The following is a 13,405-nucleotide window of genomic DNA, read 5'->3' on the forward strand; positions in this document are numbered from 1 at the left end:
ACATTTGAGGGGGCTTAAGAAATGAAACATCTTCATTTGGTGGATCGTGAAGTGGCGGAAGCAATTGAGAAAGAGTTGGGGCGGCAGCGTTCGAAAATCGAACTGATCGCCTCTGAGAACTTCGTCAGCCGTGCTGTCATGGAAGCAATGGGTACGGTGTTGACCAACAAATATGCGGAAGGCTATCCAGGCAAACGGTATTATGGCGGCTGTGAGTATGTAGACATTGTGGAAAATTTGGCGCGTGAGCGGGTTAAGAAAATTTTTGGCGCCGAGCATGCAAACGTACAGCCTCATTCCGGCGTACAAGCCAATACGGCTGTTTATTTCGCGTTTCTAAAGCCGGGCGATACAGTACTCGGTATGAATCTGGCGCACGGCGGTCATTTGACGCATGGAAGTCCGGTCAACATTTCAGGTCAGTATTATAATTTCGTGCCTTACGGAGTGGATGACAACACACACCGTATCGATTATGATGTGGTGCGCCGTTTGGCGGAAGAACACAAACCGAAAATGATTGTGGCGGGTGCTTCCGCCTATCCGCGCGTGTTTGATTTTGCCAAATTGCGGGAAATTGCAGATTCGGTGGGCGCTTACCTGATGGTTGACATGGCGCATATCGCGGGACTTGTAGCAACCGGACATCATCCGAACCCTGTTCCGTATGCGGATTTTGTTACATCTACCACACACAAAACGCTGCGCGGACCGCGCGGCGGGTTGATTCTCTGCAAGGAGCAGTACGCCAAGGAGATTGACAAGGCGATTTTTCCAGGTACGCAAGGCGGCCCTTTGATGCACGTGATCGCTGCCAAAGCGGTTGCATTTGGGGAAGTGCTGCGACCGGAATTTGCCGATTATTCGCAAGCGGTCATTGACAACGCGCGGGCGTTTGCAGATGCTTTGACGGAACGCGGCTTCAACCTGGTGTCGGGCGGAACCGACAATCACTTACTGCTGGTGGATCTGCGCAACATTGGCCTGACCGGTAAAGAAGCGGAGAAATTGCTGGACGAAGTGGGCATCACCGTCAATAAAAATGCGATTCCAAACGACCCGCAAAGTCCTTTTGTAACAAGCGGCATTCGGATGGGAACGCCAGCTGTCACAACGCGCGGATTTACAAAAGAGGATATGGTGGAAGTGGCTGATATCATAAGTCTGACGCTTCGGAGTGCCGCCGATCAGCCGAGGTTGAATGAAGCGATGCAGCGGATTCGTGCTCTATGCGACAAATACCCGATGTATGAAGGAATCGAAGAAGCGTAATCTGAACAAAGAATAACAAACCGCCTCGGGCAATCTGACTCTGGTTCAGTTGCTTGAGGCGGTTTTTTCTGTGAGACACCTGGTCCGTTAGTCCGAGTCGATATGATCCGCCATTGCCTGGGAATATCTACCCCCGAGCAACATGCGGCAGCAATTCTTCTTTACCCATCTGGAGGGAAGCGCTCCCCAGCGAGCGTGATTCACATGTAATCCATCTTCAGTCTTTATCAGTTATATATACTCACAATATCATGCAGGCACTATAGCATCCCGGTAATGAAAGACAAGCTCTCGCCTTTTAGGTGAAGAGCTTGTTTCGTTTATACGGAGTATCATGTCTGAATTCTTGGGCATTAAAATGGAAAAATTTAAACTCTATTAAAAAACCTTTTGCATCGCATTCATGAAATTTTAATTTTTAGATGGTACAACGTCCATGGAAATGTATAGTTAAATTTTGTATGAGGAGAGGAAAAAGGGAGCCATGAGTTATCTGATTCGAAATGCGCATTTTCTTGTGATCCACATCCCGATTGCCATGTTGTTGTTCAGCTTTGTGTTCGATCTTCTTGCCACGATTTTAAAGAAGAAGGATTGGCATATCGCAGGTCTCTTTTGTCTGGTTATTGGGACGTTGGGCGCCATCGCAGCGGTGATTACTGGACCTGAAGGCGAGCGAAATCCCTTATTTCCCCAACATGAGCTGTTCGGAAAATTGACGATGATGCTTTCCATCTTGTTAACGTTAGTTCGATTGGGGATTCTTTGGAGAAAGAAAGTAGATATCGGTAAAAATCTCGTGTATCTGCTTGTTATGTTGGTGGGAGTCGGGTTGCTTTCTTACACGGGACATCTTGGCGGAAAGATGGTTCATCCCGACCGCAGTCAAATGCACAAGGGACAGGTACAGCAACAAGGTGGCGTTGGTCAGGAAAATACGAATCGGCCAACGGGCATTCCTAAAACCAGCGGTGAAGGAAGCCGTTGACTTGTAAACGGAAGTCCTCAGATCCATGCTGCCGGTGGTTTTGAGGCTTCTTTGTTTATACGTACAGTAGAGTTCGTACTATGATTCACTCCATAAAAAATCAATCTTGGGTTTGAGCTGTTTTAGGTATAAGAGTCGCCATCCATATATTTTTGATTATGCATGAACTTACTGTCATTGTGTCTTGATAACGAGCTTCTTCATATTCTCTAATTGATAGAATAGATTAAGATCAACCGTCCTGAGCCGTATCACAAGTGATGGTAAAACAAAGGTTTGAATTTACAGTTGACGAATTAATGATAAATAAATTAGTCAATGATAAGGACAAATAAAGAAGGAAATTATATTATAAGTGTCAAAATTCTTCTAATTGAGCAAAAGTGTTAGTTGCCGCATGGTTAGAATCAAACGTCTATGTTTGTTAGGTTTTTTAAATATAGTGAAACATGCTAAAGGGCTTGGAGGCCAATATGAAAGAACTTATAATTGGAAATCCAGAAAAACAATATCATAATCTTTCCCATGATGAACTTATAAAACTGTTGATAGAGAAAGAGGAAGAATTGCGTTTAAGCAAAGTGTTTACACCGTTTATATCAACAGAGGAAAATTTGGATGCTACTCTTCAATGGAGGGGAAGGCAGCGTTTTTTGGCTGAAAAAGTACGGCCCGTCAAATTGATTCCCGTTCCTGAGAAGTCACTCAATCCATCAAAAGGTGATAACTTAATAATAGATGGTGAGAATCTATCAGTTATGACTTCTCTCTTAAAAGATTACCGTGGACAAATAGACGTGATTTATATGGATCCTCCTTATAATACGGGTAGCGATTCTCTCACTTATAATGATGATTTTATGTTGTCGAAATCAGAAGTGAAGAGAAATAGGAAAACCCACGGGCGCAGTAGTGAGATTGTTTCACTTGATGACCCTAACCGTCATACTAAATGGATTAATCATATGGCTCCTAGATTATGGGCAGCCAAAAAACTTATGAAACCAACTGGAGTAATTATTATTTCAATTGATGAACATGAGCTTCCAAGATTGTGGATGTTAATGGAGGAGATTTTTTTACCAAAAAACAGACTTGCTACATTAATTTGGCAGAGATCAAGAAAAAATGATGCAACTTACTTTTCTGAAGGACATGAATATATGCTTGTATGGGCACGCAATGTAGATGAATTGGATGCAAAAGTAAAGGAAAAGGGAAAGTGGCGAGAAGTAAAACCAGGGCTTGAAGACCATTTAGCAGAGTACAGACGGCTGAGAGAGATTCATAGTGATGATTATGAAGCAATTATAAAAGGTCTTAAACATTCGGTAAAAGGTATAAAGAAAGATAGCCCCTTATGGACAGTAAGGCAATACGTAGGTGTTGATTCAAAGAGCGATTTACTTGGCCCTTATAAGGAGGATGATCCTTCTTGGCCAGGTGGAGGAGGTCCGGACTATGATGTATTTCATCCCGAAACTGGGCGTCCAGTTAGAAAGCCACCGAAAGGATGGATTGTGTCTACCCCTGAAGAATTTCAAAAACTCATAGATGATGATAGAATAATATGGAAAAAGGTTGATAAGGGTACACCGAAAATTAAAAAATATCTGCTTGAGGGAAGAGAAAAAGATGTTTTTACATCGGTGATCAATAAGGATGCTCGCGGCTCGGTAATGTTGGTAAAGTCTATTTTTGGTGACGAAAATGCTTTTAAAAATCCTAAAGATCACGAGATCCTTAAAAAGCTCATCAATCTAGTTACTTGGGGAGATCCTGAATGTATTGTTCTTGATCCTTATGCAGGATCAGGAACAACAGCTCATGCAATAATAGAATTAAACCATGAATATGGTGGAAATCGCAGATTTATCCTTATTGAGGGAGGCTTCGTCGGTAAAAACACTAAAATTAATCAAGAAGATTATACTGATAAAATTACTGCAGAACGAATCCGTAGAGTAATAACTGGTAAGTGGGCAGATAAAAAGAAGCATTCTACTTATGATACAGGGTTTACTTATTTTCGTGCCGATAAAGCCATTACTAAAAAAGATATTTTGGCATCTGATCGTGAGAGCCTTGCCGATGTGATATTACAAGTTGCTGAGGAAGAATCTAATCGAATCGACTGTCGCATTGAAGGACATCGTTATCTAATTGGACAAACACGATCAGGGTTCGGCATTGCCCTTGTATGGGAATCCGGTAAAGATGGACGAACATTAACAATAGAGGTGTTAAAGGAAATTATTCAAGAGGCAGAGTCTCAAGGGTGTTCCAAGCCGATTCACATTTATGCCGCAGCTAACGAGGGGCCCGTTGCAGACAATATATATAGATTTCACCAGATCCCAGATGCAATATTAGCTAAACTTGGAATAACGGGTTTCGATGGGGAAGCGGAGGAAGAATGTGAATGAAAATTACTTTAGATGATCTAAAACCTTATCAAGTAAAAGCAGCAAGTGAACTAGCTACAATGGTTCAGGAGTATCCATCTGAAAAGTTTAAACCTGTATATAGCCGAACAACGGGAATGTTAGAGCCTTTTGTTAGTCGTCTTAAGGCAATTACAGGAGCAGGTAAGACACCAATTCTTGCTGTTACGGCAGGTCATCTCAAAACTGGTATTATCTTGTGGACAACTTCTCGTGGTGCAGTTATTTCTCAAACATACGAAAATTTACGCCCCGGTGGAAAGTATGCCGAGCTACTTCCAAAAGGAACACAAGTCTATCTCTTAAGTGAAATGAGCGTAACTGATTGGATGAATACAATGGCAGCTAAAGAAGGACTAACTATCCTTTTGGCGACAGTTGCATCTTTTAATCAGGACGGAGATAGTCTTCGTATTCATCATCGTGGTGTTTATGGAGCCCTTTCTCGTTGGGAAATGCTTTCAAAGATAAATCAGGGAGTTGAATCACGGCATAGAAATCTATATGTGTTTTATGATGAGGGTCATGGTGCTACTGCTGAACAATTTAGACGTTTAGCTGATATTAATCCTAAGGCTTTTATTCTTGCTTCTGCCAGCCCGTTTCCTTCTGATTTGGCTTATCTCCTCCCTGGCGAAAGCCAGGAAGAGAGAGAGTTTTCTCTGCAAGAACGGACTGTTGCTGTTCCAACAAAATGGGTTGTAGAAGCAGGACTCCTTAAGAATAGGCTTTATTTCACAGAATGTAATACATCGACTGAAAGTGCTGTTCAAGAAGCACAAACTAAATACAACGAGTTAACAGAAAAACTGAAAGAACACAATCTTTCTCCTATCGCATGTTTCATTGTTAATACTACCCAACGTGGAATAGATGTATGGGAGGCTTTAATAAAGCTTGGAGTGCAGAAAGATAAAGTTGCAGTTCACCTAAATGGTGCAAAAGATGTTTTATATGAGCGTTATGGTTCCTATCTGGGAATTATAGATACTTACACTGGAAAAAAGGCAGTAGAAAGATCTCCTGAGGTTTTAAGGAAAGGCGGATTTACACATATCATTTGGAATCTCACTTTACGGGAGGGGTGGGACGAGCCGTTAGCCTATGTGGCTTACATTGATGATCGAGGAAGATCCCAAACAGATATTGTTCAAAAGATAGGTAGATTCATTCGTCAACCTAATGCTAATCCTTTTAGTGATCCAGATTTGAATTCAGCATATTTTTACTTTAATATCCCTGATGAGGAGTTCGCAAAACTTATTGAACAAACCCAGAGTGAACTGGAAATTGAGGGGCATGAAATATTAAGGATTAAGGAGGATCTACCTCTACCTCCTAGCCGTGAAGTTGTTCCTCGAGTTACGGCGGAAGTTCCCGTTGTTTATATGTCCAGAGGCAAACCATCAGAAAATGATAAAATAGTTCTTGATGCGGTGAAATTGCTTGATGAGGCAGAACGGCAAGCGAAAGGCCATCTCTTAACAAGGGTTTATGAGGTTGCTAAGGGCGAAAACCCTGACCTAATAAGAGAAGAGTCGAAAGATTATGGTGACAGTATTACTGTATGGGAATTTCTTGTAAACCGTCTTCAGCGAATAGATTCTAGGATTGTTAATAGTACTGGAACAATATTTACTAATGATTTGCGGTTGTCACCACAAATGAATCAACAAATACAATGGGGATCACCTGCGATCGGCTACCTAGAGAGATGTGTAAAAGAGATAAAGGATGCTTTAGAAAATCAAATACAACTGATCAGTTTAGGGATCGAATCTTATAAAGTACCACCCTTTAGACTTATTAGTCCAGACGTAAAGGGGGTGGGGAGCGCCAAAGAAGATCGATATAAAGTCAGAAAATATAAAAACGCTGTTCATCCGGAATATAATGGGATGAATCCTTTTGAAATTCGTGTTGCAGAAGCCCTTGATGAAACTGGCAGGTTATGGACTAGGAACCCAGGAACTAATTTTGGCTACGGTATTCCAATTCCTGTTTATGGAGTAGATAGTGGTACGTTTAGACCGGATTTTCTTTTATGGGGTCAAAAAACTATTTGGGCAATAGACCCAAAGGGGAAACATCTTCTTGAAGGCACTCTGGCTTCAAAAATGTTGGATATAAGTGAAGTTGGAGTAAAAATTGCACTTGTTCTTGACGGAACCTATGAAAAAAATGGAGAGTCGTGGGTAAGGACAGGTCAAAGTGGATATACTCTTATCAGGAAATACCTAGGTGGAATTAAACCTAAAATTTTCAATGATCTAAGTACTCTTTTAGCTGATTTAGAGTAGTTGATAGGCTGTTGGGAATTATCCCAACAGCTTAGTTTTTTGTTTGGGGAATTGTAAAACGAAGTCAATCCAGACCTCAAGTTTTATGTTGGGGGAAAGTGCGGAAAATTTCAGACAAAATGTTTTTTGCCATTGTAACCTGTCTTTCCTCACGACTACTTAGCAACAGTACGATCTCATTTATGATTGCTTGTTTTTCCTCGCTTAACTCTTGCTCAAAGTTAAAAAAGTCGTGAATGTTAACTTCAAGTGCTTTCGCAATCTTCGCTAAGTTAACCAGTGATATATTCCGTTCGCCACGCTCTAGCCCACTTATATAAGTAAAGTGAAACCCTGACTTTTCACCAAGTTGCTCTTGGGACAAATTTTTAGTCTTGCGTATATCTCTTATTCGTTTACCTACGAATTCTAGGATATCTGCCATTTTGAACACCTCAAAAGAAGTGTAGACAATGGGATAAGCATAGGTAATAGGTTTATAAGTATTAAAAAATAATACTAAAAAGTATCGAAAGCTCGTATAATAGTGCTTGTGTTTGGAAACTTTTTCTGGAGAGAGGATGCAGATTAATGAGTCAGGGGAAAAATGCTGCTAGAACTGTGAGCAACAGCGCAAACAAAACTAATGACAAAGCGGCAAACAAAGCCGCTTCAATGAACCCAAGTACACAAAAGGAAGGAAAAAAAAGCAATAGTTTTCTGCAAGGATGTCTCGGGTGTTTAGGAATCATAGTACTATTGTCAATTGCGGCTACGGCAGTGGCGTTAGTTTTTTCAGCACTTGATGATTCACCAAAACGGCAAGAAAAGATAGTGACAGGGAACAGTCAGCAGGTAGAAGACAATGTACAAGCTGAAGTGAGGCAAGTTATCGTTGACACTTTAGGGGAAACAGCCAATACCGGGGAGCCGAAAATAATCAATTTGCAAGTGAATGATCATTTAGGAACTGCGGATGGAAATGATAAGATTGTGGTTGCTACACTTCATGCCAACGAAAACCTGACAAACAACATGACGAAAGGCGGAATACTATTAGAATCAACTAATGTATTGAAAAAACTGTTCACTATTGATAAAGTTCAGGAAGTTACGTTAATTTGGCAGTTGCCGCTGGTTGATGCATACGGGAATAAACAAACGGAGCCAGTCTTAAAGATAACGATAGATAAAGAAAAGGCAGCAAAAATTAATTGGTCAAACTTTGACCGGAATAATCTAAAAAATGTAGTAAATACATACTGGGAGCATCCGGTATTAAAAAACAATAAGTGAGAAGATATTTACATCAAAGGTAAAAGGTCTTAAAATACAATCAACAAACAATACACACTTAGAAACCTTGAGATAAATGCTTGCAAAAACTTAGAAGGCTTATTCCACCTTGCATTGGAGTGAGCCTTTTTTGCATGTCAAAAAACACTAAGGAGGAAAAGACAATGGCAAGGAAAGTACAAGCGGTAAAGGAAAAGAAAGTGGGTTTGATTGCCCAGGCGCAAGCAGAGTATGACGCAATTATGGATGAGATCAGAGAGTATTGGCAGAAGGCAAAGGAGTTAAGGGAACAAGCGCAACAATTGAGACAAAGCAGGGATTCGCAAGCAGCGGTGGAAGCAAAGCGGCTGTTAGAGCAGGCTGAATACTATGACCAGTTAGGCGACGAAAAAGACGGACACCCAAGACTGGAAGCACTTCGCCGGATTGATGATTTACAACGTCAAGCATCTGCGTTAAAAGCAAATATTAGTTACAACGAAAGCGTGTTAGCTAAACAACAAAGGGAACTCGAGGGAGCGAAGGAAGAAGCGATCCTGATAGTAAAACGAGCAGAGGAACGAGTACAAGTAACGGAACAGCTTTTAGTTTGTGCGGTAGAGCAACTAGCAGAATTGGAGGGAAACCGAGTTGAGTAAGGTAGAAATTGAAATAGTGGACGACAAGGATTTAATTGAAATTGAAGTGGAGGACTAGGTATGTCCAAGTTAAGCCCACAAGCGCTAGAAGCAAGGCGACAATACAGAAGGAAATATGAAAGGGAATATAAGCGGAAGTGGCGGCAGAAGCCAGAAAATAAAGCGAAGCAAAAAGAGTACGAGCGGCGATATTGGGAACGCAAGGCACAACAAAATGCACAGGGGGAATAGACAAATGGAACAAACAATGGAGCAATTCTTACTTGAAGAACTAAACTTGGCAAACGAAAGTCACACAAGATTATTCAATCTTTTAGAAAGCTATATGGAGTTTGTTGCAGGAGTAGGATTGCAAGATGAGTTTAATGCCTACCTAGCGAGAAAAGTCCAAAAGAAACAAGCTGAAAATGAGTTGAAATAGACATGAGGTTAAAGGGCTGGGGACTTGTTCCCCTCCCCTCGGTTAGGGAAACGAACCCCATGAATTGAGGTTAGGCGGTGAAAAAATGGAGATAAGGCTATGTGGAGCCAAAACGAGAAGCGGAGAACCTTGTAAGAAAGCCGCTCTAAAGAATGGAAGGTGTCGATTACATGGCGGAAAGTCCACGGGACCGAAAGACCCTTCAAAGCTAAAAGCCAATACAAACGCATTGAAGCACGGACTGTATGAAACCATTTGGCTAGATACTTTGACGGACGAAGAACGGGAGCTATTTGCCCAGGTGGCAACAGACCCGAAAGCACAGGTTGAAAATGAGTTCCGGTTATGTGAAATACGCATTAGGCGTATGATGCAACGGATTAGAAATGAGGAACAGAAAGATAAGCCGGATATGCGCCGCATCAATGCACTGGAAGAAGCAATTACAAAGGTACAGTTGAATAAAGCAAACCTGATACGCGAAAACAGCAGGCTGTTAGAACTAAACGTAACTGAAAGCGATGGTGCATTAGATAAACTGGCAGAGATAATCCGACAAGCAAGACACAAACATGGCAATTAGCATAGGGGCACAAGGCGTTTAGCTTTGTCGGCTCCTTTTTTGTTTAGCTTTTGACGGTGAGAACGTATAACCTTGTGTGCCGAAATATTTATTAAAATCCCTTTGTTATGGTGTATCAAGGCGAATATTCGTAAAAGTAATTGTAATTTCCTTAATCTGGGTCGTATAGTGTTTACAAAAAAGGAGGCACTGGACATGGGTAACGTGACAATGAAGAAAGTGGTTGGATACGCTCGTATTTCTTCAGATAGCCAGATCGAGAATACTTCCATAGCGGAACAGGTAAAAAAGATTGAGGCGTACTGTATTAGCCAAGGTTGGGAACTGGCAGGAATATTTAAGGATGAAGGAGAAAGTGGTAGTACGACCGAACGAGACGGATACAGGGATATGATGCAATATGTTCAGCAGGTTGAAAATGAAGTGACGGGAATTGTCGTGGTGAAGGCAGACCGTATACACAGAAGGTTGAGAAACTTGATTTTATTGATAGAGGATGAACTGGAACCGAAAGGAATTGCCTTCATTAGTGTATCGGAAAATTTTGATACATCTACACCGTCGGGAATGATGTTCCTGCAAATGATAGGGTCTTTTTCAGAGTTTGAACGGAAGACCATTAATGAGCGGACAAAAGTCGGACGGATTGCCACTGCCAAGGGAAATAAATATGCTGGCGGCGCACCTGCCTATGGGTATCGGGTACAAAATGGTGTGATTATCGTAGACGAGCAACAAGCACAAACGGTAAAGAACATATTTCAACTCTATGTTGAGGGGAATAATCCATACAAAATCGCTTGCAAGTTGAACCAATCAGGCATACCAACCAAGACAGGGAAGGCTTGGACAGTGGTGCAGGTACAAAACATTTTGAACAACGAGACGTATACAGGTTTCAATATGTACAACGGGCTAAAGGAGCGGAACGGAATTCGGCAGAAAGACGTATTTCCTCGTATCATTAGCCGCCAGTTGTGGAACAAGGCTAGACAGATAAGCTGATCGAAAGAAAGATGGGAGGATGAGCAGATGAGTGAACCCAAACAGCCGACGATGATGCGTTCAGAAGACTACAATGAACTGATTGACATGGCATTAGTAACCAAGGACATGGAATGGTTTGACGAACTGCAAAAAAAGCAAAAGTGTCTACGAGAAATGGAGATAGAGATGCGTCGGATGCTTGGAGTTATCGACTAGGAAACTGGAAGGCTATACGCAGACCAACGAGAACCGGGCGAGATGACATTTTTTTGGGAGCATACCACAAATGACACCGAGCCAGAGAGAAATAAACGAGAGCGAACCATCTCGTAAGGTCAGAAAATTCTTATTGACTCTAGACAACCCATGTGTCATACTGTTCGTACAGTATTCGATTTTGGTTAAGGGATACTGCTAACTTGCCCAAACTCTGAAAACCTAGAAAACACACTTAAAGCACTTGGAAAACACTTTTATTGGTGATTTCAAGTGCTTTTTTGCGTTTTTCACACGTTGAAAGGCAAGGTGTCCGATAATTACTTAATTAGTCGAGTAAGTCTTAAAAAATACAAATCGTAGTCAGTAAAAAGTGTAGGAGAATGGGAGGGCAGCAAGCTATGAAAGCAAAGGTATCAATAGACAAATTCGTAATGGAATATACAGATGTGCCGTTAAGCGCCTACTATGCTTTAGTGGGCAAGGCTGTTAAGAGTGGGGAGTTGTATAAACAGTATTTTTATTGTGAAGGGTACAGTTATCAATTGCATTTGAAGAAGGCAGACGGTGCTTATTTGCATGTTTTTTATAGAAACTGGATTGAGCCGGAAGGCATGTCATACACGTTGCGGTTAGAAACAAGACCTGAGTATTACTTTCATTTTAAGGAATTGCTGGATGCTCTGCGCCGTGTTGCCAGCGGCATTTACTTTGTTAGCTGTGATATTGCCTACGATGTAAAGACTTCAATGGATAATGTGGTGGTTATTCCTCATGATGGTCGTCGAAAATTGGGGGAATTCAAAGAGACACTCTATATCGGGGAGAAGCATCAACGGAAGACGAATGGTCATTGCAAGATATATAACAAGCAGTTGGAATTGTTAGAAAATCAAAACATAGTAATTGACCACGAATTGACCCGAATCGAAATAGTTTACAAGCCAGAACAGAGAATACCATTAGCAGAATTGCTGCATCATCCACCTGAGCAAAACAAGCAATACTTTGCAGCGGTGATTACTGACTGGGACAGTCTTCCGAAGAAACGGGCAGAACAGGCGCGTATGCTGATGAAAAAGGAAGAAAGTAAGAAAGTATCGCCATATATACGGAAAATGGTAAAAGAAACCCTTGCTCCCTCGTCTCAAGTGGATCTCAACGAGTTAGCAAGGGAAGCATGGAAGCCGCTGTTAGAAGAACTATGTGGGTTATTGCTTGGGCAGCAGGAACCACAAGTTCAAGAGCGACCGTTACAAATGGCAGTAACAAATACAGTATACGATGAACCCAAGAAAGAAAACGACAGAAAAAATGAGAATTGTGCAGATTATGGAAAACACCGTCACCATCGATTCGAGAAGCAAAGCATTGCGATTGACCATGAGTTCAGCTGTATTGAGATTGTATACAACCCTGACAAGAACATCTTGCTTTCGGATGTGGACAGGTATCTTCCGGAGCGGAACGAGAAATATTTTGCGGCGGCGGTACTAGATTGGAGTAAACTTCCTAAGAAACGGTCAGGACAGGCTCGAAACATGAGAGACGGAATCGATATGTACATCCATCATATACGAGAAAGGGTAAGAGAAACCCTTGCTCACCCGTATCACGTTGATTTCAACCGGTTGGCAATGGAACAATGGGGACAGTTAATTGAGGAACCGAGTTTGATATTGCTGGCTGCTTAATCGACTGGTGCAAATCATTTTTAAGTAAAAGACCGTACGGGAAGAGATACAACAGTGTTTTTCACAATATAAGATGGGTTGTGTTGATTTTGCGAAAAATCCTATAATTCGTGTTAACACTTTCCTTTGCTAGATAAGTGGTCTACGAAAAAAGTTTCAAATTTTTTTCTGGAGTCCTAAAAAAATGGCCTCAAAAAATATATATCCTATGAATTCAATTTCAAGGAGGCCAAAAATATGATGAATCCAAAATTGCAAGAATCTAAGAAAACTAAAGAAGTGCGTGAATATCTAGAAGGGTTGTATCAAGAGGAGGAGGAGACAAAGGCACGAATTGATGCGCTCGATGCAGCTATTAGGCATTTAGCAAGATTTGAGAGAACCCCCCACGATCATAATGTTAATTTTTATATAATCAAGAGTCTTCTTTCCTCACTCAATGAATCTAAACGCTTCGAAGAAGAAATGCTTCAGATTACTAGGGAGGATATATTATATACGTTGATGAACGGTCTTAAGTCTCGCGGCAAGAAAAATTCTAACAGTAACAGTATCGGTAATGAACAAGACAACTAAGGAGAGCGCCA

14 protein-coding genes are annotated in these 13,405 nt (G+C 41.4%); 13 read left to right on the forward strand and 1 reads right to left on the reverse strand.

Annotation, left to right across the window (positions count from 1 at the left end; translation table 11 throughout):
- Positions 1–21 precede the first annotated feature (21 nt).
- The 4 genes from skT53_RS13655 to skT53_RS13670 all read left to right on the forward strand — a co-directional run bounded on the left by skT53_RS13655 (position 22) and on the right by skT53_RS13670 (position 7,004).
- Entirely contained in the window at positions 22–1,272 is a 1,251-nt protein-coding gene (locus skT53_RS13655; RefSeq protein WP_200757929.1) for a serine hydroxymethyltransferase, read from the forward strand.
- Positions 1,273–1,756: 484 nt separating this feature from the next.
- Positions 1,757–2,260 carry a DUF2231 domain-containing protein gene (locus skT53_RS13660; protein ID WP_200757930.1) on the forward strand — a complete coding sequence of 168 codons (504 nt, stop codon included), beginning with the start codon at positions 1,757–1,759 and terminating at the stop codon, positions 2,258–2,260.
- 473 nt (positions 2,261–2,733) lie between these two features.
- The gene (locus skT53_RS13665) at positions 2,734–4,686 is read left to right on the forward strand and encodes a site-specific DNA-methyltransferase (protein WP_200757932.1); all 1,953 of its coding nucleotides are present in this window, start codon (positions 2,734–2,736) and stop codon (positions 4,684–4,686) included.
- On the forward strand, positions 4,683–7,004 hold the full coding sequence (locus tag skT53_RS13670) for a DEAD/DEAH box helicase (RefSeq protein ID WP_200757934.1): 2,322 nt from the start codon (positions 4,683–4,685) through the stop codon (positions 7,002–7,004). Before skT53_RS13665 ends, skT53_RS13670 begins: the two co-directional genes overlap by 4 nt.
- Before the next feature lie 76 nt (positions 7,005–7,080).
- On the opposite strand, the gene skT53_RS13675 is transcribed toward skT53_RS13670, so the two are convergent.
- Positions 7,081–7,428, reverse strand: coding sequence for a helix-turn-helix domain-containing protein (locus skT53_RS13675; RefSeq protein ID WP_200757936.1), 348 nt, complete (start codon positions 7,426–7,428; stop codon positions 7,081–7,083).
- Between the two features lie 146 nt (positions 7,429–7,574).
- On the opposite strand from skT53_RS13675, the gene skT53_RS13680 reads away from it, so the two are divergent.
- The 9 genes from skT53_RS13680 to skT53_RS13720 all read left to right on the forward strand — a co-directional run bounded on the left by skT53_RS13680 (position 7,575) and on the right by skT53_RS13720 (position 13,394).
- Positions 7,575–8,279, forward strand: coding sequence for a hypothetical protein (locus skT53_RS13680; protein WP_200757938.1), 705 nt, complete (start codon positions 7,575–7,577; stop codon positions 8,277–8,279).
- 164 nt (positions 8,280–8,443) lie between these two features.
- Complete coding sequence (locus skT53_RS13685; protein ID WP_200757940.1) at positions 8,444–8,917, forward strand: hypothetical protein; 474 nt, start codon at positions 8,444–8,446, stop codon at positions 8,915–8,917.
- A 60-nt stretch (positions 8,918–8,977) separates the two neighbouring features.
- Positions 8,978–9,148, forward strand: a complete 171-nt coding sequence (locus skT53_RS13690; protein ID WP_200757942.1) for a hypothetical protein — start codon at positions 8,978–8,980, stop codon at positions 9,146–9,148.
- 4 nt (positions 9,149–9,152) lie between these two features.
- Positions 9,153–9,338 (forward strand): hypothetical protein, encoded by a 186-nt coding sequence (locus skT53_RS13695; RefSeq protein ID WP_200757944.1) that lies wholly within the window; start codon positions 9,153–9,155, stop codon positions 9,336–9,338.
- Positions 9,339–9,423: 85 nt separating this feature from the next.
- Entirely contained in the window at positions 9,424–9,921 is a 498-nt protein-coding gene (locus skT53_RS13700) for an HGGxSTG domain-containing protein (protein ID WP_200757946.1), read from the forward strand.
- A 195-nt stretch (positions 9,922–10,116) separates the two neighbouring features.
- Positions 10,117–10,926, forward strand: coding sequence for a recombinase family protein (locus tag skT53_RS13705; RefSeq protein WP_226375217.1), 810 nt, complete (start codon positions 10,117–10,119; stop codon positions 10,924–10,926).
- A 27-nt stretch (positions 10,927–10,953) separates the two neighbouring features.
- Complete coding sequence (locus skT53_RS13710; RefSeq protein WP_200757948.1) at positions 10,954–11,124, forward strand: hypothetical protein; 171 nt, start codon at positions 10,954–10,956, stop codon at positions 11,122–11,124.
- Positions 11,125–11,525: 401 nt separating this feature from the next.
- Positions 11,526–12,818, forward strand: coding sequence for a replication initiation factor domain-containing protein (locus tag skT53_RS13715; protein ID WP_200757956.1), 1,293 nt, complete (start codon positions 11,526–11,528; stop codon positions 12,816–12,818).
- A 237-nt stretch (positions 12,819–13,055) separates the two neighbouring features.
- On the forward strand, positions 13,056–13,394 hold the full coding sequence (locus tag skT53_RS13720) for a hypothetical protein (protein ID WP_200757958.1): 339 nt from the start codon (positions 13,056–13,058) through the stop codon (positions 13,392–13,394).
- Positions 13,395–13,405 lie beyond the last annotated feature (11 nt).

It is taken from the genome of Effusibacillus dendaii, assembly GCF_015097055.1.
In the GTDB taxonomy this organism is placed as follows: Bacteria; Bacillota; Bacilli; order Tumebacillales; family Effusibacillaceae; genus Effusibacillus; species Effusibacillus dendaii.

Excerpts from the sequence above, each read along its gene's own strand:
- skT53_RS13655 (WP_200757929.1), top strand. The coding sequence starts at position 22 with ATGAAACATCTTCATTTGGTGGATCGTGAAGTGGCGGAAGCAATTGAG.
- skT53_RS13660 (WP_200757930.1), top strand. The coding sequence starts at position 1,757 with ATGAGTTATCTGATTCGAAATGCGCATTTTCTTGTGATCCACATCCCG.
- skT53_RS13665 (WP_200757932.1), top strand. The coding sequence starts at position 2,734 with ATGAAAGAACTTATAATTGGAAATCCAGAAAAACAATATCATAATCTT.
- skT53_RS13670 (WP_200757934.1), top strand. The coding sequence starts at position 4,683 with ATGAAAATTACTTTAGATGATCTAAAACCTTATCAAGTAAAAGCAGCA.
- skT53_RS13675 (WP_200757936.1), bottom strand. The coding sequence starts at position 7,428 with ATGGCAGATATCCTAGAATTCGTAGGTAAACGAATAAGAGATATACGC.
- skT53_RS13680 (WP_200757938.1), top strand. The coding sequence starts at position 7,575 with ATGAGTCAGGGGAAAAATGCTGCTAGAACTGTGAGCAACAGCGCAAAC.
- skT53_RS13685 (WP_200757940.1), top strand. The coding sequence starts at position 8,444 with ATGGCAAGGAAAGTACAAGCGGTAAAGGAAAAGAAAGTGGGTTTGATT.
- skT53_RS13690 (WP_200757942.1), top strand. The coding sequence starts at position 8,978 with ATGTCCAAGTTAAGCCCACAAGCGCTAGAAGCAAGGCGACAATACAGA.
- skT53_RS13695 (WP_200757944.1), top strand. The coding sequence starts at position 9,153 with ATGGAACAAACAATGGAGCAATTCTTACTTGAAGAACTAAACTTGGCA.
- skT53_RS13700 (WP_200757946.1), top strand. The coding sequence starts at position 9,424 with ATGGAGATAAGGCTATGTGGAGCCAAAACGAGAAGCGGAGAACCTTGT.
- skT53_RS13705 (WP_226375217.1), top strand. The coding sequence starts at position 10,117 with ATGGGTAACGTGACAATGAAGAAAGTGGTTGGATACGCTCGTATTTCT.
- skT53_RS13710 (WP_200757948.1), top strand. The coding sequence starts at position 10,954 with ATGAGTGAACCCAAACAGCCGACGATGATGCGTTCAGAAGACTACAAT.
- skT53_RS13715 (WP_200757956.1), top strand. The coding sequence starts at position 11,526 with ATGAAAGCAAAGGTATCAATAGACAAATTCGTAATGGAATATACAGAT.
- skT53_RS13720 (WP_200757958.1), top strand. The coding sequence starts at position 13,056 with ATGATGAATCCAAAATTGCAAGAATCTAAGAAAACTAAAGAAGTGCGT.